The sequence below is a fragment of the Pseudomonas sp. NPDC086251 genome, assembly GCF_044746405.1.
Taxonomy (GTDB): Bacteria; Pseudomonadota; Gammaproteobacteria; order Pseudomonadales; family Pseudomonadaceae; genus Aquipseudomonas.
The window spans coordinates 16496-39043 of the sequence record NZ_JBIVBY010000022.1 but is presented as its reverse complement, the minus strand read 5'-3'; the positions used below and the strand labels follow the sequence as shown (position 1 = coordinate 39043).

General features: G+C 60.4%; 21 protein-coding genes. 12 read left to right on the top strand and 9 right to left on the bottom strand.

Features of this window, described 5'->3' with window-relative positions; translation table 11 throughout:
* The first annotated feature begins 16 nt into the window (after window positions 1-16).
* Together choX and ACIPL2_RS23670 are read left to right on the top strand one after the other, a co-directional pair.
* On the top strand, window positions 17-937 hold the full coding sequence (choX, locus tag ACIPL2_RS23675; protein ID WP_401360345.1) for a choline ABC transporter substrate-binding protein: 921 nt from the start codon (window positions 17-19) through the stop codon (window positions 935-937).
* A 140-nt stretch (window positions 938-1077) separates the two neighbouring features.
* A complete protein-coding gene (locus tag ACIPL2_RS23670) occupies window positions 1078-2646 on the top strand; it encodes a SulP family inorganic anion transporter (protein ID WP_401360343.1) in 1569 nt (522 codons plus the stop codon).
* Between the two features lie 88 nt (window positions 2647-2734).
* Here ACIPL2_RS23670 and aroE read toward each other — a convergent pair whose 3' ends face one another.
* Window positions 2735-3556 carry a shikimate dehydrogenase gene (aroE, locus tag ACIPL2_RS23665; RefSeq protein WP_401360341.1) on the bottom strand — a complete coding sequence of 274 codons (822 nt, stop codon included), beginning with the start codon at window positions 3554-3556 and terminating at the stop codon, window positions 2735-2737.
* 13 nt (window positions 3557-3569) lie between these two features.
* Window positions 3570-4484 carry an oxygen-dependent coproporphyrinogen oxidase gene (gene hemF / locus ACIPL2_RS23660; protein ID WP_401360339.1) on the bottom strand — a complete coding sequence of 305 codons (915 nt, stop codon included), beginning with the start codon at window positions 4482-4484 and terminating at the stop codon, window positions 3570-3572.
* A 177-nt stretch (window positions 4485-4661) separates the two neighbouring features.
* On the opposite strand from hemF, the gene ACIPL2_RS23655 reads away from it, so the two are divergent.
* Window positions 4662-5639: an NADPH:quinone reductase gene (locus ACIPL2_RS23655; protein ID WP_401360337.1), complete on the top strand. Its 978-nt coding sequence runs from the start codon at window positions 4662-4664 to the stop codon at window positions 5637-5639.
* 97 nt (window positions 5640-5736) lie between these two features.
* Here the strand turns inward: ACIPL2_RS23655 and ACIPL2_RS23650 are convergent, their stop codons facing one another.
* The 3 genes from ACIPL2_RS23650 to ACIPL2_RS23640 all read right to left on the bottom strand — a co-directional run bounded on the left by ACIPL2_RS23650 (window position 5737) and on the right by ACIPL2_RS23640 (window position 8560).
* Complete coding sequence (locus ACIPL2_RS23650) at window positions 5737-6294, bottom strand: L-threonylcarbamoyladenylate synthase (RefSeq protein ID WP_401360335.1); 558 nt, start codon at window positions 6292-6294, stop codon at window positions 5737-5739.
* Window positions 6295-6348: 54 nt separating this feature from the next.
* The gene (gene dprA, locus ACIPL2_RS23645) at window positions 6349-7455 is read right to left on the bottom strand and encodes a DNA-processing protein DprA (RefSeq protein ID WP_401360333.1); all 1107 of its coding nucleotides are present in this window, start codon (window positions 7453-7455) and stop codon (window positions 6349-6351) included.
* Between the two features lie 79 nt (window positions 7456-7534).
* On the bottom strand, window positions 7535-8560 hold the full coding sequence (locus ACIPL2_RS23640) for a LysM peptidoglycan-binding domain-containing protein (protein WP_401360331.1): 1026 nt from the start codon (window positions 8558-8560) through the stop codon (window positions 7535-7537).
* A 166-nt stretch (window positions 8561-8726) separates the two neighbouring features.
* Here ACIPL2_RS23640 and def point away from each other — a divergent pair, with 166 nt between their 5' ends.
* The 5 genes from def to ACIPL2_RS23615 all read left to right on the top strand — a co-directional run bounded on the left by def (window position 8727) and on the right by ACIPL2_RS23615 (window position 13422).
* A complete protein-coding gene (gene def / locus ACIPL2_RS23635) occupies window positions 8727-9233 on the top strand; it encodes a peptide deformylase (protein WP_027926190.1) in 507 nt (168 codons plus the stop codon).
* A 70-nt stretch (window positions 9234-9303) separates the two neighbouring features.
* Window positions 9304-10263 carry a methionyl-tRNA formyltransferase gene (gene fmt / locus ACIPL2_RS23630; protein ID WP_401360329.1) on the top strand — a complete coding sequence of 320 codons (960 nt, stop codon included), beginning with the start codon at window positions 9304-9306 and terminating at the stop codon, window positions 10261-10263.
* Window positions 10260-11570 (top strand): 16S rRNA (cytosine(967)-C(5))-methyltransferase RsmB, encoded by a 1311-nt coding sequence (gene rsmB / locus ACIPL2_RS23625; RefSeq protein WP_401360327.1) that lies wholly within the window; start codon window positions 10260-10262, stop codon window positions 11568-11570. Before fmt ends, rsmB begins: the two co-directional genes overlap by 4 nt.
* Window positions 11571-11592: 22 nt before the next feature.
* Window positions 11593-12966 (top strand): Trk system potassium transporter TrkA, encoded by a 1374-nt coding sequence (gene trkA, locus ACIPL2_RS23620; RefSeq protein ID WP_401360325.1) that lies wholly within the window; start codon window positions 11593-11595, stop codon window positions 12964-12966.
* 141 nt (window positions 12967-13107) lie between these two features.
* Window positions 13108-13422, top strand: coding sequence for a tetratricopeptide repeat protein (locus tag ACIPL2_RS23615; protein WP_095943024.1), 315 nt, complete (start codon window positions 13108-13110; stop codon window positions 13420-13422).
* Between the two features lies 1 nt (window position 13423).
* On the opposite strand, the gene ACIPL2_RS23610 is transcribed toward ACIPL2_RS23615, so the two are convergent.
* The 3 genes from ACIPL2_RS23610 to tag all read right to left on the bottom strand — a co-directional run bounded on the left by ACIPL2_RS23610 (window position 13424) and on the right by tag (window position 15315).
* A complete protein-coding gene (locus ACIPL2_RS23610) occupies window positions 13424-13663 on the bottom strand; it encodes a PilZ domain-containing protein (RefSeq protein ID WP_401360323.1) in 240 nt (79 codons plus the stop codon).
* A 166-nt stretch (window positions 13664-13829) separates the two neighbouring features.
* Complete coding sequence (locus tag ACIPL2_RS23605; protein ID WP_401360321.1) at window positions 13830-14717, bottom strand: lysophospholipid acyltransferase; 888 nt, start codon at window positions 14715-14717, stop codon at window positions 13830-13832.
* 40 nt (window positions 14718-14757) lie between these two features.
* Window positions 14758-15315, bottom strand: coding sequence for a DNA-3-methyladenine glycosylase I (gene tag / locus ACIPL2_RS23600; RefSeq protein ID WP_059403757.1), 558 nt, complete (start codon window positions 15313-15315; stop codon window positions 14758-14760).
* Between the two features lie 81 nt (window positions 15316-15396).
* Between tag and glyQ the strand changes: the two genes are divergently transcribed.
* The 4 genes from glyQ (at window position 15397) to ACIPL2_RS23580 (ending at window position 19802) form a co-directional block, all read left to right on the top strand.
* On the top strand, window positions 15397-16350 hold the full coding sequence (gene glyQ / locus ACIPL2_RS23595) for a glycine--tRNA ligase subunit alpha (protein WP_401360318.1): 954 nt from the start codon (window positions 15397-15399) through the stop codon (window positions 16348-16350).
* Window positions 16347-18401 carry a glycine--tRNA ligase subunit beta gene (gene glyS, locus ACIPL2_RS23590; protein ID WP_401360316.1) on the top strand — a complete coding sequence of 685 codons (2055 nt, stop codon included), beginning with the start codon at window positions 16347-16349 and terminating at the stop codon, window positions 18399-18401. Before glyQ ends, glyS begins: the two co-directional genes overlap by 4 nt.
* A 4-nt stretch (window positions 18402-18405) precedes the next feature.
* Window positions 18406-18939 carry a D-glycero-beta-D-manno-heptose 1,7-bisphosphate 7-phosphatase gene (gene gmhB, locus ACIPL2_RS23585; protein ID WP_401360314.1) on the top strand — a complete coding sequence of 178 codons (534 nt, stop codon included), beginning with the start codon at window positions 18406-18408 and terminating at the stop codon, window positions 18937-18939.
* Between the two features lie 83 nt (window positions 18940-19022).
* Window positions 19023-19802, top strand: a complete 780-nt coding sequence (locus ACIPL2_RS23580) for a 1-acyl-sn-glycerol-3-phosphate acyltransferase (protein ID WP_059403760.1) — start codon at window positions 19023-19025, stop codon at window positions 19800-19802.
* Window positions 19803-20127: 325 nt separating this feature from the next.
* Here the strand turns inward: ACIPL2_RS23580 and gyrB are convergent, their stop codons facing one another.
* On the bottom strand, window positions 20128-22545 hold the full coding sequence (gene gyrB, locus ACIPL2_RS23575) for a DNA topoisomerase (ATP-hydrolyzing) subunit B (RefSeq protein WP_401360311.1): 2418 nt from the start codon (window positions 22543-22545) through the stop codon (window positions 20128-20130).
* Window positions 22546-22548 lie beyond the last annotated feature (3 nt).

Sequence of the window (22548 nt, the reverse complement as noted above, 5' to 3'; positions counted from 1 at the left end):
TGTTAAGGGGAAGTCCATGCAAAGGTTATCCACAGTACTGACGGTCGGGCTGCTCGCTCTGGGCAGTGCATCGGCGTATGCCGATCAGAGCTGCGAAACGGTGAAAATGGCCGACCCTGGCTGGAGCGATATCGCCGCGACCAACGCCATCACCGGGTTTCTGCTGGACGGCATGGGCTACAAGGCCAAGGTCGACACCCTGGCGGTGCCGATCACCTTTGGCGGGCTCAAGGATGGCCAGGTTGATGTGTTCCTGGGTAACTGGATGCCGGCACAGCAGGGCTTCTACGACAAGTTCGTGGCCACGGGTGAGGTCACGCAACTGGCGAAAAACCTCGACGGCACCGAATTCACCCTGGCGGTCCCGGACTACGTCTGGGACGCGGGTGTGCATAACTTTGCCGACTTGAACAAATTCGCCGACAAGTTCGACAAAAAGATCTACGGCATCGGTTCGGGCGCACCGGCGAATATTTCGCTGCAAGAGATCATCAAGAAGAACGATTTCGACATGGGCCAGTGGAAGCTGGTTGAGTCCAGTGAGCAGGCGATGCTGGCCGAAGTGTCTCGCGCGGTGAAAAAACAGAAGTTCGTGACCTTCCTCGGCTGGACCCCGCACCCGATGAACGTGCAACTGAAAATGCATTACCTGAAAGGCGGCGAGAAATACTTCGGCGATACTGGCAGCGTGCATACCCTGACTCGCAAAGGTTATGCACAGGCCTGCCCGAACGTTGGCAAACTGCTGACCAACCTGAGCTTCACCCAGGAGATGGAAAACAGCATCATGGCCGAGGTGGTGAACAAAAAGGTCAGCAATGCCGATGCGGCCAAGGCGTGGATCAAGGCCAATCCGGCGGTGCTGGATAAATGGCTGGATGGCGTGAAGACCGTGGATGGCAAGGATGCATTGCCGGCGGTCAAAGCCAAACTCTAACCAACCCTTGTAGGAGCGAGGCTTGCCCGCGAAGGCGTCTTTGAGTACGCCAAAAGCTTCGCGGGCGAGCCTCGCTCCTACAGAGGGAAGGAATCGTTCTGTCCTGATACCCTTGCGCAAAATCCCACCCGAGAGGACTCATGGCCTTCCCCAGCCGCCATTCACTCTTCCCATTCCTCGCCTGGTTACCCCGGCAGACCCGCGCCAGCGTCGGTCGTGACTTGATCGTCGGCCTGAGCGGCGCGATTCTCGCGTTACCGCAGTCCATTGCCTACGCCCTGATCGCCGGTCTCCCACCCGAATACGGCCTGTACGCCGCGATTATCCCGGTACTGATCGCCTGCCTCTGGGGTTCGTCGTGGCATCTGATCTGTGGTCCGACGGCGGCGATTTCCATCGTGCTCTACGCCAGTGTCAGTCCTCTGGCCGTTCCCGCGTCCGAGGACTACGTCACCCTGATCCTCTTGCTGACGCTGCTCGCCGGCATTTTCCAGTGGCTGTTGGGTTTACTGCGGTTCGGCGCCCTGGTGAACTTCGTCTCTCACTCGGTGGTGCTGGGGTTCACCCTCGGCGCGGCAGTGGTAATTGCCATCGGCCAATTGCCCAACCTGCTGGGGCTGGACTTGCCGAACCAGGCCACCGCGCTGGACAGCTTTCTGATGGTGCTCAGGCATCTCGGCGCCGTGGATAAACCTTCGCTGTTGCTGGGACTGGCCACTGTCGTGGTGGGCGTGACCCTGAAATTACTGCTGCCGCGCTGGCCGACGCTGTTGATGACCCTGGTCCTGGGCGGGCTGCTGGTCTGGTTCTGGCCTGCCATGTTCGGGCACGTGAAACTGGTCAGCGCGTTTGTCGGTCGCCTGCCACCGTTCAGTCCGTTGCCGCTGGATCTGGACCTGATCCTGCGTCTGCTGCCCAGTGCGGTGGCGGTCGGGATGCTCGGACTGGTGACGAGCCTGTCGATTGCCCGTTCCTTGTCGGCCCGTTCGCAGCAACTGCTCGACGCCAATCAGGAAGTTCGCGCCCAAGGATTATCGAACATGGTCGGTGCGTTTTTTTCCGGCTCCTTGTCAGCCGGTTCCTTCACCCGCTCGGGCCTGAGTTATGAAGCGGGGGCCTGCTCACCGATGGCCGGGGTCTTTTCGGCATTGTGGGTGGCGTTGTTCGCCATCTTCGGTGCGAATTTGATCGCGCACATTCCGATTCCGGCGATGGCCGGGAGCATTCTGTTGATCGCCTGGGGCTTGGTGGACCATCGCGGCATTCGCGCGTTGTTGCGGGTCAGCCGCGCCGAGTTCCTGGTCATGGCGCTGACCTGTGTCGCCACGCTGCTGCTGGAATTGCAGACGGCGATCTATGCCGGGGTGCTGGCGTCGCTGTTCTTCTACCTCAAGCGCACCTCGCAACCTCGGGTACAACATTGGCGCGACGGCGATGAAGACATTCTGCGGGTCGGCGGCTCAATTTTTTTCGGCGCCAGCCATTACTTGCAAGTGCGCCTGCAACGGATGCACGGCGCCCGAGTGGTGATTGAGGCGCAGCAGATCAACTTCATCGACTATTCGGGGGTGGAAATGCTGCACCAGGAAGCGCGACGGCTGCTGCGGCAGGATCGCAGCCTGACCCTGCGCGGGGCGCGGCCACCGGTGGTGGAAGAGTTGCGCAAGCTGGAAGGCGCGGAGAAATGCCCGATCCGCTTCGAAGACTAAAACACCGCCCCTGTAGGAGCGAGGCTTGCCCGCGAAGCTTTTGGCGTACCTGAGGACGCCTTCGCGGGCAAGCCTCGCTCCTACAGGGTTATGCGGCGAGTTGGCGGCGGAGTTCGGCCAGTACCGGCGCGGTATCCGGGCGCACACCACGCCACAGATAAAACGCCTCAGCCGCTTGCTCGGCCAACATCCCCAACCCGTCCATCGACACCGCAGCCCCATGCTCGCTGGCCCAGCGGCAGAACGAGGTCGGTTCCTTGCCGTACATCATGTCGTAGCACACCGTCTTGCCCGGCTCGATCAAGCTGCTGGCAATCGGCGGTACTTCGCCTGTCAGGCTCGCGGAGGTCGCATTGATGATCAGGTCCACCGACTCCCGCAGCCAGTCGAAACCACTGGCCGACACCGGGCCCAGGTCAGAAAACAATTCCGCCAGCAACTCGGCTTTTTCCACCGTGCGGTTGGCGATGATCACCGACGCCGGCTGTTCCGCCAGCAACGGCTCCAGAGCACCACGCACCGCGCCGCCGGCGCCCAGCAACAGGATGCGTTTGCCCTTGAGGCTGAAACCGGCGTTGACCGTCAGGTCCCGAACCAACCCGGCGCCGTCGGTGTTGTCGCCCAGCAGACTGCCATCCGCCTGTTTGCTCAAGGTGTTCACCGCACCGGCCCGCTGCGCCCGCGCCGTCAGGCTGTTCGCCAGCCGATAGGCCTCTTCCTTGAACGGCACCGTCACATTCGCCCCACGACCTTCGAGGAAAAAAGCCCGGGCAAAGTCGGAAAAGTCGTCAAGCGGCGCCAACGAAGTGCTGTAGTCCAATGCCTGAGCGGTTTGCTCGGCGAACAGACGATGGATCAGCGGCGACTTGCTGTGGCCAATCGGGTTACCAAATACGACGTAACGGTCCATCGGGATTCCTCGTTCAGGCCTCGGCCAACCAATCGCGATCTTGCAGGAAGTACTCGGTCAGCCGTGCTTCTTCGCTGCCCGGCTCGGCTTTCCAGTCATAGCTCCAGCGAACTTGCGGGGGCAGCGACATGAGGATCGACTCGGTACGCCCGCCCGATTGCAAGCCGAACAGCGTGCCACGGTCGTAGACCAGGTTGAACTCGACGTAGCGGCCACGGCGGAATTCCTGAAATTCGCGCTGCCTGGCGCTGAACGCCTCATTTTTGCGGCGCTGCACAATCGGCAGGTAGGCGTCGATGTAGGCGTCACCGATGGCGCGCATGAACGCGAAGCTGGTGTCGAAGTCCCACTCGTTCAAGTCATCGAAAAACAGGCCGCCGATGCCCCGTGGCTCGTGGCGATGCTTGATGTGGAAGTAGCTGTCGCACCAGGCCTTGTAGCGCGAGTAAACGTCCGGGCCGAACGGCGCGCAGGCCTGTTCGGCGACGCGGTGCCAATGCACGCAGTCCTCGACGTTGCCGTAATAAGGGGTCAGGTCGAAGCCGCCGCCGAACCACCAGACCGGTTCTTCACCTTCTTTTTCAGCGATGAAAAAGCGCACGTTGGCGTGGGAAGTCGGCACGTGCGGGTTGTGCGGGTGGATCACCAGCGACACGCCCAGCGCTTCGAAGCCTCGACCGGCCAGTTCTGGTCGATGGGCGCTGGCGGACGGTGGGAGACCGCTGCCAAACACGTGGGAAAAGTTGACGCCGCCCTTTTCGATGACCGTGCCGTTTTCGATCACCCGCGTGCGACCGCCACCACCGGCAGGCCGGGTCCAGGCATCTTCGACGAAACGCGTGCCACCGTCCTCGGCTTCCAGGGCAGCGCAAATGCGGTCTTGCAGGTCGAGCAGGTAGGCTTTTACGGCCTCGGTGCGGGTAGTCATGGCATCACCTTGAATCGGGCAAAGCTACGCGGGCGCCATTGAAGCGGGGGCCGGCGCAAATGGGCGCGTAGCATACCATCGCAGGTCGACCCTTCGCAGTTGACGAAGATCAAGGTTAGGCGTTCGATAGGGCGCTTCGTCTTATATCCCAAGAAACATGACCCAAGGAGTAGGCAGATGGCTAAGCGTATCCAGTTCCGTGCCCATGGCGGCCCTGAAGTGCTCGAGTATGTGGATTACCAGCCCGCCGAGCCCGGCCCGCAGCAGGTACGCGTGACCAACAAGGCCATCGGCCTGAACTTCATCGACACCTATTACCGCAGCGGCCTCTATCCGCTCCCGGCCTTGCCATCGGGCCTGGGCTCGGAAGGTGCGGGCGTGGTCGAGGCGGTCGGCAGTGAAGTCACCCGCTTCAAGGTCGGCGATCGCGTGGCGTATGGCAGCGGACCGTTGGGCGCCTACAGCGATGTTCACGTCTTGCCGGAGGCCAATCTGGTGCTTCTGCCGGACGCCATCAGCTTCGAACAAGCGGCCGGTGTGATGCTCAAGGGCCTGACCGTGCAGTACCTGTTGCGTCAGACCTATGAGCTGAAGGGTGGCGAAACCATCCTGTTCCACGCCGCCGCCGGTGGTGTCGGTTCGCTGGCCTGCCAATGGGCCAAGGCCTTGGGCGTGAAGTTGATCGGCACCGTCAGCTCGCCGGAGAAAGCCGCGCTGGCCAAGGCCAACGGCGCCTGGGCGACCATCGATTACAGCCATGAAAACGTCGCCCAACGCGTGCTGGAATTGACCGACGGGAAAAAAGTCCCGGTGGTGTACGACGGCGTCGGCAAGGACACCTGGCTGACGTCGCTCGATAGCGTTTCGCCGCGTGGCTTGGTGGTGAGTTTTGGTAATGCCTCGGGTGCGGTGGAGGGGGTGAATCTGGGGATTCTGTCGGCGAAGGGTTCGCTGTACGTGACCCGGCCGACCCTGGCGACCTACGCCAACAACGCTGAAAACCTGCAGCGTATGGCAGATGAGCTGTTTGAGATGATCATCAGCGGCAAGCTGAACGTGGATATCAGCCACAAGTACCCGCTGGCTGAAGCGGCGAAGGCGCAGACCGAGTTGTCGGCGCGGCGCACGACGGGTTCGACTGTTTTGTTGCCTTGAGGACGCCTTCGCGGGCAAGCCTCGCTCCTACAGGATCTCGGTTGTGTCGACCGACCTGTAGGAGCGAGGCTTGCCCGCGAAGAACGATGACGCAGTCTCAATCCGGGCGCAGAACCTTGCCAGTCGCCACGTCGCGAATCACGCTCGGGTTCTTGCGCCCACCCAGATTCCCGCCCAACACCAAATCAAGCTGCCCACGGAAGTACTGCTCGATACGAATCCGTGACCGCGCTGCCGGTCGGCCCTGTGGGTTGGCGGAAGTCGACACCAACGGCCCGACCAACGCGCACAAATCCCGCACCTGCGGGTGATCGCTGACCCGCAACGCCACCGTTTCATGCACGCCGGTAATCCACTGCGGCAACATATTCTGATGCGGCACCAGCCAGGTGTTCGGCCCTGGCCAGGTGCTGGCCATGCGATCCATCCACAATTCAGGAAAGTCTTCGAAGAGGAAGTCGAACTGGCGAATGTTGTCGGCCACCAGAATCAACCCTTTTTCCACCGACCGCCCCTTGATCGCCAGCAGACGATAGACCGCCTCTTCGTCCCACGGGTCGCACCCCAGACCCCAGACAGCTTCGGTTGGGTAGGCAATCACCGCGCCTGCGCGAATGGCTCGTGCGGCTTGTTGCACACGCCAACTGTTAACCATGAAAAACTCTCCGGAATAAGGCTCTGCGCAGTTTACCGATCTTCATTATAAAACCTAGCTTACCCGCGCAAACCAGCGCCCATTTTCGCAGACTGCCTGGCCGTCCATTTCCAGCTCCGTCAACGCCGCCAGCACTTTCGGCAAGGTCCAGCCACTGCTGTCAGCCAGCGCTTCACTGGTGTGAGGCGCCGCATGGAGCAGCGACAGCAGCGGGTGGCTCGTCACAGCCGACGTCGCCTCTGTGGATAACGGCAACCGTTGCCAACCGCGCAAGGCTTCGAGGATGTGCTCGATGGTCTCCACCAACACCGCACCGTCGCGAATCAACTGATGACAGCCGCGCGCACCGGGATGATGAATCGAACCCGGAATCGCATATACCTCGCGACCTTGCTCCGCCGCCAACCTTGCCGTGATCAATGATCCGCTGGCGACACTGGCCTCGACCACCAGCACGCCGAGGGACAAACCGCTGATGATTCGGTTACGCCGTGGGAAGTTGCTGGCGCTGGGGCCGGCGTCCAGCGGGAACTCCGAAAGCACCGCGCTGCCCGACGCAATCATGGCATCCGCCAGGCGTCGATTGCGCTGTGGATAAAACTTTTCAAGTCCCGTGCCAAGGACACCTACCGTTCGCCCGCCAACGTCCAGAGCCGCCTGGTGCGCGGCGGCATCGATGCCCAGGGCCAGGCCGCTGGTAATCACGAAACCGGCGCTGGCCAAACTGCGGGAAAACGCGGCGGCGGTGTCCATGCCTGGCCGCGAAGCGCGACGGCTACCGACCATCGCCAATTGCGGTTTTTCCAGAATACCCGGATCGCCCGCCACGAATAACAGCGGCGGTGCGTCGCTGATTTCTGCCAGCAGCGCCGGGTAGTCAGGCTGGTCCCACATCAGTAAATGCTGGCCCGAACGCTCTAGCCAGGCCAATGCGTGACTCGCGCCATCGCGGATCTCACTGGAGCGCCGGGCTTCTGAGCACACGAGCGGCAAACCGAGCGCACGCCAGGCACTGGCCGGCGCGCTGATGGCGCTGGAGGCCGAGCCAAACGCCTCAAGCAATTTCTTGAAACGCGCCGGGCCGAGTTCCGGCAAGCGATGCAAACGCAAACGGGCTTCCAGTTCCGCGGGGGAAACCGGTGCAAATACAGGCAGTGACATGGATCATCCTTGATCGTTATGAGCCCCGTTCAAACGGGAATAAGCTGTGGATAACTCTGTTGGTAACTTGTGGAGCAGGCTAAGGATTTCGCACTTTGTCCATCACCGCCAGGGAGCGCGATGCGTTGAGTACCAAGCCGTAACTGAGTTTGTCGTAGGTACGGAATACCATCAGCAAACCGGCACGCTCATCGGGAATTTTCAGCGGCTGGCCAGTAATCCGATCACGTACGGTTTCGCCGGTTTTCATCACCACCAACACGTTGCCCTCGGCCAAGCCATCGCGCTGCCCCTTGTTCAGCGTGACCACATCCATGGCGCCGATCTGGGTAACGCCGCGCGGCACGTCGATGATCAAGCCATTGATCTGGCTTTTAGGTGCACTGGGCATGAACGTCGAGTTGATCGAGCGCTCTTCACCGCTGAACAAACGGTCGCCGAGGCGCACTTCCTGCGTGGTGCGTTGCAGGGCCAGGGTGGCAACGTCGCCCTCGGTGGCGACAATTTCGCCGCCGCCGATGTCGTCGGCGTTGATCCCCAAGAACTCTTTACTGTCGGGATCGGTGTAGACCTTGCCCTGGCGGAAGATGCCGTAGACCGGTTGATTCGGGTCGAAATGGCCGCGGGCGAAGATGCGGTCACCGGTGCCGCTGAGCACCCGTTCGGCATCGCCGGCGACGATGTAGGGCGCCTTGTCGAAATCCTCGACCTTGTCGACGATGCGGTTGCTCAGCAGAAAGCTGTTGATCGATTGCAGCGGAATGCTTGGGATGGCGTCGGCCACCGGGCTGCTGCGGATGCGCGGCGAGAGCTTGATGGTGCCCCGGGAAGCCCCGCGATTGAGGGTCAGGCGCGGCTGACCGTTGACGTAGACCAGTGACAGCAAGTCCCCGGGGTAGATCAGATTGGGGTTTTCGATCTGTGGATTGGCCTGCCAAAGCTCCGGCCATTTCCACGGTTCACGGAGGTATTTTCCCGAGATGTCCCAGAGTGTGTCCCCCGTGACCACGGTGTATTGCTGTGGAAAACCTTCCTTGAGTTGCACTTGCCCCTGCGCAAAACCGGCCGAGGCCAGAAGGAGCAAGGCGAGTAGTGATTTCCTCATGCGGTGAATCCCTTTATTATGTGCGTCCGCGTGAAACGCCAGAGCCCTCGTGGCTCGCTCCCCGTTCATTGCTGAAAGGGAGCTACGTTTTACAACGGTAGCCGGCATCTTCGGACCCGCCAGGCCATCGACCCGACTTTACCTCACACGTGCAGCAATTAAGCTTATGGCCATTTTAGACATCCTCGAATTCCCCGACTCGCGCCTGCGCACTATCGCCAAACCTGTGGCCGTAGTGGACGACGAAGTGCGTCAGTTGGTCGATGACATGTTTGAAACAATGTATGAAGCGCCAGGCATCGGCCTCGCGGCGACCCAGGTCAACGTGCACAAACGGATTGTCGTGATGGACCTTTCCGAAGACCGCAGCGAGCCCCGGGTGTTCATCAACCCCGAGTTCGAAACCCTGACTGACGAAATGGAGCAGTATCAGGAAGGCTGCCTCTCGGTACCGGGCTTCTACGAAAACGTAGATCGCCCGCAAAAGGTCAAGATCAAGGCCCTGGACCGTGACGGCCAGCCGTACGAACTGATCGCCGAAGGCCTGCTCGCGGTGTGCATCCAGCATGAATGCGACCACCTGAACGGCAAATTGTTCGTCGACTACCTGTCCAGTCTCAAACGTGACCGAATCAAGAAGAAACTGGAAAAGCTCCATCGCCAGAACGCTTGATGCCCCTCTTTCAAAGGCTTGCTGCGGCAAGCCTTTTTCTTTTGCGACTGCTTTGTAATAGAGAGCTTCCATGACTGAGCCACTGCGCATCGTCTTTGCCGGCACCCCGGAATTCGCCGCCGAACACCTCAAGGCCCTGCTCGACAGCCCTTACGAGATCGTCGCGGTCTACACCCAACCGGACCGTCCGGCAGGTCGCGGGCAAAAACTGATGCCGAGCCCGGTCAAGCAGTTGGCTCTGGAAAACAGTATCCCGGTATTGCAGCCGCCAACCTTGCGCAACGAAGACGCTCAGGCGGAACTGGCCGCGTTGAAGCCCGATTTGCTGGTGGTGGTCGCCTACGGCTTGATCCTGCCGCAAGTGGTGCTGGATATTCCGCGCCTGGGCTGCATCAACAGCCACGCCTCCTTGCTGCCACGCTGGCGCGGTGCGGCGCCGATCCAGCGCGCCGTCGAAGCGGGCGATGCCGAAAGCGGCGTGACCGTGATGCGCATGGAACTGGGCCTCGACACCGGGCCGATGCTGCTGAAAGTCACCACGCCGATCACCGCTGAAGACACCGGCGGCAGCCTCCACGACCGTCTGGCCGAAATGGGTCCACCGGCCGTTGTTCAAGCGATCGCCGGCCTCGCTGCCAGCACGCTGGAAGGCGAAGTGCAGGACGACAGCCTCGCCACGTATGCTCACAAATTGAACAAAGATGAAGCGCGCATCGACTGGAGCCGTCCGGCGGTTGAGCTGGAACGCCTGGTCCGCGCCTTCAATCCGTGGCCGATCACCCACAGCACGCTGAATGGCGAAGCGTTGAAGGTGTTGGCCGCGAGCCTCGCCGAAGGGCAGGGCGCACCCGGGGAAATCCTCAGCGCCAGCAAGGACGGTTTGATCGTCGCCTGCGGCGAACAGGCGCTGTGCCTGACCCGTTTGCAGTTGCCCGGCGGCAAGGCGCTGAACTTCAGCGACTTGTTCAACAGCCGACGTGAGAAATTTGCCGTTGGCACCGTCCTCGGTCAAACGGCGGACGTTCAATGAACCCACGTCTGGCCGCCGCCAAGGCACTTGCTGCTGTTCTTAACGGAAAAGCCTCACTCAACAGTTCCCTGCCGACACAAATGGACAAGGTCGAAGACCGCGATCGCGGCTTCACCCAGGACCTGGCGTTCGGCACCGCGCGCTGGCAGCCGCGTTTGTCGGCGCTGGCGGCCAAGCTGCTGCAAAAGCCGTTCAAAGCGGCGGATGCCGATGTCGAGGCGCTGCTGCTGGTCGGTCTTTATCAACTGCTCTACACCCGCGTTCCCGCCCACGCCGCCATCGGCGAAACCGTGGGTTGCGCCGACAAGCTGAAAAAGCCTTGGGCCAAGGCTTTGCTCAACGCCGTGCTGCGCCGCGCCCAACGGGAAAGCGAAGCGCTGTTGGCCGAGCTGGAACACGACCCGGTGGTGCGCACCGCCCACCCGCGCTGGCTGCAAAAATCCCTGAAGGCGTTCTGGCCTGAGCAATGGGAAGCCATCTGCGCGGCGAACAACGCGCATCCGCCGATGATTTTGCGGGTCAATCGTCGCCATCACACCCGCGATGCTTACCTCGGGTTGCTGACCGACGCCGGCATCGCGGCCACGCCGTGTGTGTACAGTCAGGACGGCATCATCCTCGACGCCGCCGCCGACGTGCGCAGCCTGCCGGGTTTCGCCGAAGGCTGGATCAGTGTGCAGGACGAAGCGGCGCAACTGGCCGCTGACCTGCTCGATCTGGCACCCGGCCAGCGCGTGCTCGATGCCTGCTGCGCACCGGGCGGCAAGACCTGCCACATCCTTGAAGCCGAGCCAAAGCTGGCCGGTGTAGTGGCAGTGGACCTGGAAGCCAAGCGTCTGGTGCGGGTGCGGGAAAACCTCGCGCGCCTGGGCCTGAGCGCCGAACTGATCGCCGCCGATGGCCGCGACACCGCGACCTGGTGGGACGGCAAACCCTTCCAGCGCATCCTGCTGGACGCGCCGTGCTCGGCCACCGGCGTGATCCGCCGTCACCCGGACATCAAGCTGACCCGCCAACCTGACGACATCGCCGCGCTGGCGCTGCTGCAGGGCGAACTGCTCGACGCCATGTGGATAACCCTGGACGTCGGCGGCATTCTGCTTTACGCCACCTGTTCCACACTGCCGACCGAAAACACCGACGTCATCGAAGCCTTTCTCGCCCGCACGCCGGGTGCCCGCGAACTGGACCTCGCCACGACCGCTGGCATCAAGCAGCCTCATGGTCGCCAGTTGCTGGCCCAGGAAGGCGGCCATGACGGGTTCTACTACGCCAAGCTGATCAAGATCGCCGCCGCGCGCGGTTAAACGGATTCAATGGAGTGACTGGATGAAAATCATCATCCTCGGTGCGGGGCAGGTCGGCGGTTCGCTGGCAGAACACTTGGCCAGCGAGGCCAACGACATCACCGTGGTCGATACCGATGGCGAACGCTTGCGCGACCTCGGCGATCGGCTGGACATTCGCACCGTGCAGGGCCGCGGCTCGTTTCCGACGGTGTTGCGTCAGGCCGGCGCGGACGATGCCGACATGCTGGTGGCGGTGACCAACAGCGACGAGACCAACATGGTCGCCTGCCAGGTCGCTCACACCTTGTTCCACACCCCGACCAAAATTGCCCGGGTCCGCGAAGCCGCTTATCTGACACGCGGCGGGCTGTTCAACAACGAAGCGATCCCGGTGGACGTGCTGATCAGCCCGGAACAGGTGGTCACTAACTACATCAAGCGCCTGATCGAGCATCCGGGCGCGTTGCAGGTGATCGACTTTGCCGAAGGCAAAGCCCAATTGGTCGCGGTGAAGGCTTATTACGGCGGGCCGTTGGTCGGCCAGCAACTGCGTCAGTTGCGCGAACACATGCCGAATGTCGAAACCCGCGTCGCGGCGATTTTCCGGCGTGATAGGCCGATCCTGCCCCAGGGCGATACGGTGATCGAGGCCGACGACGAAGTCTTTTTCATCGCCGCCAAGGCGAACATTCGTGCGGTCATGAGTGAAATGCGCCGTCTCGATGAAACCTACAAACGCATCGTCATCGCGGGCGGCGGGCAAATTGGCGAGCGACTGGCCGAGGCCATCGAAAGCCGTTACCAGGTGAAGATCATCGAGATGAACCCGGCGCGCTGCCGTCATCTCTCGGACAACCTCGACAGCACCGTGGTCCTGCAGGGCAGCGCATCGGACCGGGATCTGCTGCTGGAAGAGAACATCGCCGACGCCGACCTGTTCCTGGCCCTGACCAACGACGACGAAGCCAACATCATGTCCTCGCTGCTGGCCAAGCGCCTGGGCGCGAAGAAGGTGATGACGATCATCAACAACCCGGCCTACGTCGATTTGATCCAGGGCGGCGATATCGACATCGCCATCAGCCCGCAATTGGCGACTATCGGCACGTTGTTGGCCCACGTGCGCCGTGGCGATATCGTCAGTGTGCACTCACTGCGCCGTGGCGCGGCGGAGGCCATCGAGGCGATTGCCCATGGCGATGCGAAGTCGAGCAAAGTGATCGGCAAGGCTATTGAGAACATCGGCCTGCCGCCGGGTACGACGATTGGCGCGATTATCCGTGATGAAGAAGTGATCATCGCGCATGACGACACGGTGATCGCGGCGGGCGACCATGTGATTCTGTTCCTTGTGGATAAAAAGCATATTCGCGATGTGGAGAAGTTGTTTCATGTGGGGTTGAGCTTTTTCTGATCCGGGAAAATGCGGTGGCTGGTCTGGCCTCTTCGCGGGCAAGCCTCGCTCCTACAGAATTTCGGCGGTATGGACCTGTAGGAGCGAGGCTTGCCCGCGAAGGCGGTCGCGAACATCTCACATCAATCAAAGGAGCCTTCGATGATCGAATCCCTGGAAAAAATGCTCGCCAAGGGTGTGGATAACTCGCTGCTGCGCTTCGGCCTTGGCAAGGGTTACCTGGACCTTGGGGAAAACGCCAAGGCGGCCGAGCATTTCCAGCGCTGCGTCGAATTCGATCCGAAGTATTCGGCGGCCTGGAAGTTATTGGGCAAAGCCCATCTGGCGCTGGCGGACTTTGCGGCCGCGCGTCAGGCGTGGGAGCAGGGGCTGGAGGCCGCCCGAGCCCATGGCGACAAGCAGGCGGAGAAGGAAATGACGGTGTTTCTGAAGAAGCTTGAGCGTCAGGCGCACTGACTCAGAGATAGCGTAGGCCGATCCCCTCCGCATCCACCAACACCACTTCCATGCGCACACGCGGCGCACCTGTGGGTAAGTCCTGCACTTGCCCATAAACCACCGCGCCTGTGGGCAATGCCGACAAGCGCGGATGCTTGACGTAGACGCCTGTGGCCGACAAGTTACGCGTCTGGCCCAGGCACTCGCCGAAGCTTTCGTGGATGATTTTGATGCGGAATGATTTGCGCTGTTCGGACATCTTCGTGCGCCCTTGTATGAACCTGTTGTGGATAACTGCTTCTGTAGGAGCGAGGCTTGCCCGCGAAGAGGACATTAAATTCAACATTGATGTTGGATTGAAAATCGCCTTCGCGGGCAAGCCTCGCTCCTACAGGTTCTGGTTATCCACAGATCGTGCCATTTAGTCAGTACCAGCGCTCTTCGCCGGGTGGACGCTTCTTGAAGCGCTTCATGCTCCACATGTACTGGCTCGGATACGCTCGCACATAACGCTCGACTACCTGGCTCATGGCCGCGCAGGACGTCTCGGTATCGGTGCTGTACATGGCCTCGGGCGCGGCTTCGAGGATCACTTTGTAGCCTGAACCGTCCGGCAGACGCAGGGCATGCAGGAACACACCGACCGCTTTGCCACCGGCCAACATGTTCGGCACAAACTTGCTGGTCAGCGCCTGAGTGGCGAAGAACGGCACGAAGATGCCCGCGGATTCGGCCGGTTCCGGGTCGGCGGGAATGCCCACTGCACCACCTTTGCGCACTTCCTTGATCACGCTGAGGATGCCTTCCTTGGTGGACGCGGCGACTTTGTTACCCAGTTGTACGCGCTGCTTGCGCAGCAATTCATCTACAGCTTTCAATTTCGGCGGACGATAGAAAATGATCGGTTTGCACTGGCTGCAATAAAAGTGGTTAAGCACTTCCCAGTTGCCCAGGTGGCTGGTGATACCGACCACACCTTTGCCGGAGGCGAGGGCGTCTTTCAGCACATCCAGCCCTTCGACTTCGCGCACCAGGTCGATGGAACGCTGGGCCGGCCAGATCCAGGCGCAGGCGCTTTCGGTCAGGGACTTGCCGATGTCTTTCAGGCTCTGGCCCACCAGGCGCTCCCGTTCAGCCGGGTCCATGTCGGGAAAGCACTTGGCAAGGTTGATCCGCACCACATCGCGTGAACGGTTGGGGGTTTTCCACATGACCCAGCCAATGGCTGTGCCCACGGCTTGCACTGCCCGCCACGGAAGCAGGGCAAACAACCGCAGAGCGCCTACCAGCAAGGCGCCTTTAAACTTATCCACAGGTCACTCCTGATCTTGTGCTGTGTGCGAGGCGGCCATTCTAACCGCCGTTCGCCAGCACCGCGTAGCGATCGCAATCCCGAGTGTGGTCCATGACCATGCCCGAAGCCTGCATCAGCGCGTAGCAAATGGTCGGGCCGACGAAGGTGAAACCGGCCTTTTTCAAACCTTTGCTCATCTCCACGGCGACCGGCGTCACGGCCGGCACTTCGGTGCGATCCTTGAAGTGATTGATCACCGGCTTGCCGCCGACGAACGACCAGAGAAACTCCACAGGATCCTCCAGCGCCAGCCAGGCCTGGGCATTGCGCCGGGCCGCGTTGAGTTTGAGGCGATTGCGGATAATGCCCGGATCGAGCATCAATTCGTCGATTTCCGCGTCGCTCATCTGCGCCACACGCTGCACGTCGAAGCCGAACATCACCTCGCGATAGCGCTCGCGTTTACGCAGCACGGTGATCCAGGAAAGGCCGGCCTGGAACCCTTCGAGCAAAAGCAACTCGAACAATCCCTGCGCATCGCGTAGCGGCGTGCCCCACTCCTGATCGTGATAAGCCATGTACAGCGGATCTTCGGAACACCAAAAGCAGCGTGGCATAAGGCTCCAGGGGGCGTGCGCAGGACCGAATCGGGTATACTCCCGCTCTTTAAATCGCAGCCCAAGAAACAGGTGAATTTCGTGAGCCAGCCTACGCCAGCCGTGCGTACCTTCCAAGACTTGATCCTCGCCCTCCAGCAATACTGGCCCGAGCACGGTTGTGTGGTACTTCAGCCCTACGATATGGAAGTAGGCGCCGGCACTTTCCACACTGCTACATTCCTGCGTGCCATTGGCCCGGAAACCTGGAACGCCGCTTATGTGCAGCCCAGTCGTCGCCCGACTGACGGCCGCTACGGCGAAAACCCGAACCGTCTGCAGCACTACTACCAGTTCCAGGTCGTCCTGAAGCCGAACCCGGACAACTTCCAGGAACTGTACCTGGGCTCCCTGAAGCATGTCGGCCTGGACCCGTTGGTCCACGACATTCGCTTCGTCGAAGACAACTGGGAATCGCCGACCCTGGGCGCCTGGGGCCTGGGCTGGGAAGTCTGGCTCAACGGCATGGAAGTGACGCAGTTCACGTACTTCCAGCAAGCGGGCGGCATCGAGTGCTACCCGGTGACCGGCGAGATCACTTACGGTCTCGAACGTCTGGCCATGTACCTGCAAGGCGTGGACTCGGTCTACGACCTGGTCTGGGCTGACGGCCCGATGGGCAAAGTGACCTACGGCGACGTGTTCCACCAGAACGAAGTGGAGCAGTCGACCTACAACTTCGAACACGCCAACGTCGAGAAGCTGTTCGAATTGTTCGATTTCTACGAAAGCGAAGCCAAGCGCCTGATCGAACTCGACCAGCCGCTGCCGTTGCCGAGCTATGAAATGGTGTTGAAGGCTTCCCATACCTTCAACCTGCTGGATGCGCGCCGGGCGATCTCGGTCACCGCGCGTCAGCAATACATTCTGCGCGTGCGCACCCTGGCGCGTTCCGTTGCGCAAGCCTACCTGCTGGCTCGCGCCAAGCTGGGCTTCCCGATGGCGACCCCGGACCTGCGTGATGAAGTACTGGCCAAGCTGGAGGCTGCACAATGAGTGCTCTGGATTTTCTGGTTGAACTGGGCACTGAAGAACTGCCACCCAAAGCCCTGAACACCCTGGCCGAGGCGTTTCTTGCCGGTATCGACAAGGGCCTGCAAGCGGCTGGCCTGAACTACGAGACCAAAACCGTCTACGCCGCGCCGCGTCGTCTGGCTGTGCTGATCACCGATCTGGCCACTCAGCAGCCGGATCGCAGCATCAACCTGGACGGCCCGCCACGTCAGGCTGCGTTCGATGCCGAAGGCAACCCGACTCAAGCGGCACTGGGTTTCGCCAAGAAGTGCGGCGTCGACCTGAGCGAAATCGATCAGAGCGGTCCGAAACTGCGCTACAGCCAGAGCATCGCCGGTAAACCGACCGCGAGCCTGCTGCCGACCATCGTCGAAGATTCCCTGAACGACCTGCCGATTCCAAAGCGCATGCGCTGGGGCGCTCGCAAGGAAGAGTTCGTTCGCCCGACTCAGTGGCTGGTGATGCTACTCGGTGACCAGGTCATCGATTGCACGATCCTCGCCCAGAAGGCCGGTCGCGATTCCCGTGGTCACCGCTTCCACCACCCGCAAAGCGTGCGCATCACTTCGCCGGCCAACTACCTGAGCGACCTGCGTGCCGCTTACGTACTGGCCGATTCCAACGAGCGCCGCGAGCTGATCAGCAAGCGCACTGAAGAGTTGGCAACGATGCAGGAAGGCACGGCGATCGTGCCGCCAGCTTTGCTCGATGAAGTGACCGCGCTGGTTGAATGGCCGGTGCCGCTGGTGTGCTCGTTCGAAGAGCGTTTCCTCGACGTGCCGCAAGAAGCCCTGATCACCACCATGCAGGACAACCAGAAGTATTTCTGCCTGCTGGATGCCGACGGCAAGTTGCTGCCCCGTTTCATTACCGTAGCCAACATCGAAAGCAAAGACCCGCAGCAGATCATCGCCGGTAACGAGAAAGTGGTTCGCCCACGCCTGACCGACGCCGAGTTCTTCTTCAAGCAAGACAAGAAGCAGAAACTCGAAGAGTTCAACCTGCGCCTGCAAAACGTGGTGTTCCAGGAAAAACTCGGCAGCGTCTACGACAAGGCCGAGCGCGTTTCCAAACTTGCTGCGTTCATCGCTCAGCGCATCGGCGGCAACGCGGCATGGGCCTCCCGTGCCGGCCTGCTGTCCAAGTGCGACCTGGCGACCGAGATGGTCGGTGAGTTCCCGGAGATGCAAGGTGTCGCCGGTTACTACTACGCCCTCAACGACGGCGAGCCGCAAGATGTCGCACTGGCACTGAACGAGCAATACATGCCGCGCGGTGCCGGCGCTGAACTGCCGACCACCCTGACCGGTGCGGCCGTGGCCATCGCGGACAAGCTCGACACGCTGGTCGGGATCTTCGGTATCGGCATGCTGCCGACCGGTAGCAAAGACCCGTACGCCCTGCGCCGTGCAGCACTCGGCGTGCTGCGCATCCTGATCGACAAGAAGCTCGACCTCGACCTGAACGACGCCGTCGCATTCGCGGTGAATGCGTTCGGTACCAAGGTGAAAGTTGCCGGCCTCAACGACTCGGTGCTGGAGTTCATCTTCGACCGTCTGCGTGCCCGTTACGAAGACGAAGGTGTCGACGTCGGCACCTACCTGTCGGTGCGTGCCCTGAAACCGGGTTCGGCACTGGACTTCGACCAGCGCGTGCAAGCGGTAGAGGCCTTCCGCAAATTGCCGGAAGCCGCTGCCCTGGCCGCCGTGAACAAGCGCGTTTCGAACTTGCTGAGCAAGGTAGAAGGCACTGTGCCTACGCTGGTTGAAGCCAAGTACTTCGACAACGCCAACGAATTCTCCCTGTACTCGGCGATCCAGCAAGCGGACCAGGCTGTACAGCCAATGGCCGCTGCGCGTCAGTACAGCGAATCGCTGGCACGCCTGGCTGCCTTGCGCGAGCCGGTGGATGCGTTCTTCGAAGCGGTGATGGTCAACGCGGAAGATGCCAAAGTCCGCGGCAACCGATATGCCTTGCTGGCGCGTCTGCGTGGACTGTTCCTCGGCGTCGCCGATATTTCGTTGTTGGGGTAAACGTTTGAAACTGCTGATTCTCGATCGGGACGGGGTGATCAATTACGACTCCGACGCTTACATCAAGTCGGTGGAGGAGTGGATTCCACTCCCCGGTTCGATCGCAGCCATCGCGCAGTTGAGCAAGGCCGGCTGGACGGTAGCGGTGGCTACCAACCAGTCGGGCATCGCTCGCGGCTATTACGACATCGCCACCCTGGACGCCATGCACGAGCGCTTGCGTTCGCTCGTGGCGGAGCAGGGCGGTGAGGTCGGGCTGATCGTCTATTGCCCGCACGGGCCAGACGATGGCTGCGATTGCCGCAAGCCAAAACCCGGGATGTTGAAAACCATCGCCGCGCATTACAACGTATCGCTGACTAATCTATGGTTCGTCGGCGATACCCTTGGTGACCTGGAAGCCGCCAAAGCCGTCGATTCTCAGCCAGTTTTAGTAAAGACCGGGAAAGGCGAAAAGACTTTGGGCAAGACCCTACCGGTGGGCACCTTGATTTTTGACGATCTGGCGGCGGTTGCCGCAGAACTTATCCACAATTAGAGTGCTTCTGATATTCCTGGCCAAGGATTGATCGGGAGTGCGCTTTTATATAGACGGGCAGAGCCCGCACGGTAAACGTCGCCATGTCGATACTGCAGGCCATCAGAACCTTCCTCTTTTACCTGCTACTGGGCACCACTTCCTTGCTCTGGTGCAGCCTGAGCTTTTTTATCGCGCCTTTTCTGCCGTTCAAAGCGCGTTATCGCTTCATCAATGTGTATTGGTGCCGTTGCGCCTTGTGGCTGAGCAAAGTCTTTCTGGGCATCAGCTATGAAGTGAAGGGCGCCGAGAACGTGCCGGACCAGCCTTGTGTGATTCAGTCGAACCACCAGAGCACCTGGGAAACGTTCTTCCTCTCGGCTTACTTCCAGCCGCTGAGCCAGGTGCTCAAGCGTGAACTGCTCTACGTGCCGTTCTTCGGCTGGGCCATGGCCATGCTGCGACCGATCGCCATCGACCGCGACAACCCGAAGGCTGCGCTCAAGCATGTAGCCAAGAAGGGCGATGAGCTGCTCAAGGATGGCGTTTGGGTGCTGATCTTCCCGGAAGGGACTCGCGTTCCCTACGGCACCATCGGCAAGTTCTCACGCGGTGGCACCGCGTTGGCGGTCAACGCCGCACTTCCCGTACTGCCGATTGCGCACAATGCGGGCAAGTTCTGGCCGAAAACCGGGTGGGCGAAGAAGCAGGGCGTCATCACTGTGATCATCGGCGCACCGATGTATGCCGAAGGCAGCGGGCCGCGAGCCATTGCCGATCTGAACGACCGGGTGCAAGCCTGGAACGAGCAGATGCAGCGGGAAATGGGATCATTGCCGGCAGCTCCAGCGGCCCCCTCTGCCAGTGATCAGGTGGCTGTCTGAGATTCTGTGGATAACCTGTGTACCGTTTTCTCGAAAAGTAGCGTTTTTTGTTTTTAAGTTTATGATTTATATACATATTTCTTAAACACATAAAACGCCGGAAATGGTGCATAAGTTTTTTTCGGGCGCAAAAAAACCGGCTGATATAGCCGGTTTTTTTATGCCTGCGATGTGGCTGTTTCAGTCGTTGTACACAGTGGATCGTGAGTGAAACAGAGGCGTTGCTCCGACCACTAGAATCGAAGTCTGCGATCTTTTCTTTCGACAAATAAAAAGGCCAACACAGGTGCGTTGGCCTTTTTTTTGTTTGGTCGGTGACCTGGAATCAGAAGTCCAGGTTGGATACCGCCAAGGCGTTGCTTTCGATGAAGTCCCGACGAGGTTCGACCGCATCACCCATCAGGGTGTTGAAGATCTGGTCTGCGCCAATGGCGTCTTCGATGGTCACTTTGAGCATCCGGCGCTGAGCGGGGTCCATGGTGGTTTCCCACAGCTGATCCGGGTTCATTTCACCCAGACCTTTGTATCGCTGGATGGTGTGACGCTTGGTGCTTTCCGCCATCAGCCATTCAAGGGCTTCCTTGAACTCGGTGACCGGCTTCTTGCGCTCGCCACGCTGGATGTACGCGCCGTCGTCCAGCAAGGTGCTCAGTTGAGCGCCCAGGGAAACAACGGTCTTGTAATCGTTGCTGCCGAAGAAGTCGCGGTTGAAGGTGACGTAGTTCGACAGGCCGTGGGAGATCAGTTCGACCTCTGGCAGCCAGACGTTACGTTCACGGTCTTCACGCAGGCTGGCTTTGTAGACCAGGCCGGACTTCTCGACAGTGCGCAGGCGAACTTCGTACTGAGCCATCCAATCCTGCATCGCTGCGTGATCGGACAGTTGTTCCAGGCTTACCGCCGGCAGGTAGATGAAGTGCTCGGTCAGTTCCTGTGGGTACAGGCGCGACAGACGCTTGAGGGTCTTCATCACCAGGCGGAAGTCATTCACCAGGCGCTCAAGGGCAGGTCCGGAAATACCCGGCGCGTCCTCGTTCAGGTGCAGGCTCGCATCCTCCAGGGCCGACTGCGTCATGTACTCTTCCATGGCGTCGTCGTCTTTGATGTATTGCTCCTGCTTGCCTTTCTTGACCTTGTACAACGGCGGCTGGGCGATGTAGATGTAGCCGCGCTCGATCAGTTCCGGCAACTGACGGAAGAAGAAGGTCAGCAGCAGGGTACGGATGTGCGAACCGTCGACGTCAGCATCGGTCATGATGATGATGTTGTGGTAACGCAACTTGGCGATGTTGTACTCGTCACGGCCGATGCCGCAGCCCAGCGCGGTGATCAAGGTGCCCACTTCTTGCGAAGAGATCATCTTGTCGAAGCGTGCTTTCTCGACGTTGAGGATCTTGCCCTTCAACGGCAGGATGGCCTGGGTCCGACGGTTTCGTCCCTGCTTGGCGGAGCCGCCAGCAGAGTCACCTTCCACGAGGTACAGTTCGGACAGGGCAGGGTCTTTTTCCTGGCAGTCAGCCAGTTTGCCCGGCAGGCCGGCGATGTCCAGCGCGCCTTTGCGGCGGGTCATCTCACGGGCCTTGCGCGCCGCCTCACGAGCACGCGCCGCGTCGATCATCTTGCCGACGACCAGCTTGGCTTCGTTCGGGTTTTCCAGGAGGAAGTCGGAGAAGTACTTGCCCATTTCCTGTTCAACCGCGGTCTTCACTTCGGAAGAAACCAGCTTGTCTTTGGTCTGGGAGCTGAACTTCGGATCCGGGACTTTCACCGAAATAATCGCGGTCAGGCCTTCACGGGCGTCATCACCGGTGGTGGCGACTTTGTGCTTCTTCGCCAGGCCCTCAGCTTCGATGTAGGTGTTCAGGTTACGCGTCAGTGCGGAACGGAAACCCACCAGGTGAGTACCGCCATCGCGCTGTGGAATGTTGTTGGTGAAGCACAACAGGTTCTCGTTGAAGCTGTCGTTCCACTGCAGGGCGATTTCCACGCCGATGCCGTCTTCACGCTGGATGTTGAAGTGGAACACCTGGTTGACCGGAGTCTTGTTGGTGTTCAAGTATTCAACGAACGCACGCAGGCCGCCTTCGTATTTGAATAGCTCTTCCTTGCCGCTGCGTTCATCCTTGAGGACGATGCCGACACCGGAGTTGAGGAAGGACAGTTCACGAATCCGCTTGGCCAGGATGTCCCAGCTGAAGTGGATGTTCTTGAAGGTCAGGTCGGATGGCTTGAAGTGGATCTGGGTACCGGTGGTTTCGCTTTCACCGACGATTTTCATCGGCTCTTTCGGAACACCGTGGATGTAGGTCTGTTCCCAGATCTTGCCGCTGCGGCGAACGGTCAGGACCAGCTCTTCCGACAGAGCATTCACTACCGACACACCTACGCCGTGCAGGCCGCCGGATACTTTGTAGGAGTTGTCGTCGAACTTACCGCCGGCGTGCAGCACGGTCATGATGACCTCGGCTGCCGAAACGCCTTCTTCTTTGTGCACGTCTACCGGGATGCCACGACCGTTGTCGCGAACGGTGATGGATTCGTCCGGGTGGATGATGATGCTGATGTCGTCGCAGTGGCCGGCGAGAGCTTCGTCGATCGAGTTATCGACCACTTCGAACACCATGTGGTGGAGACCGCTGCCATCGTCGGTGTCACCAATGTACATACCGGGACGTTTGCGTACGGCATCCAGGCCTTTCAGCACTTTAATGCTCGTTGAGTCGTACGTATTTTCTTCGCTCAATGC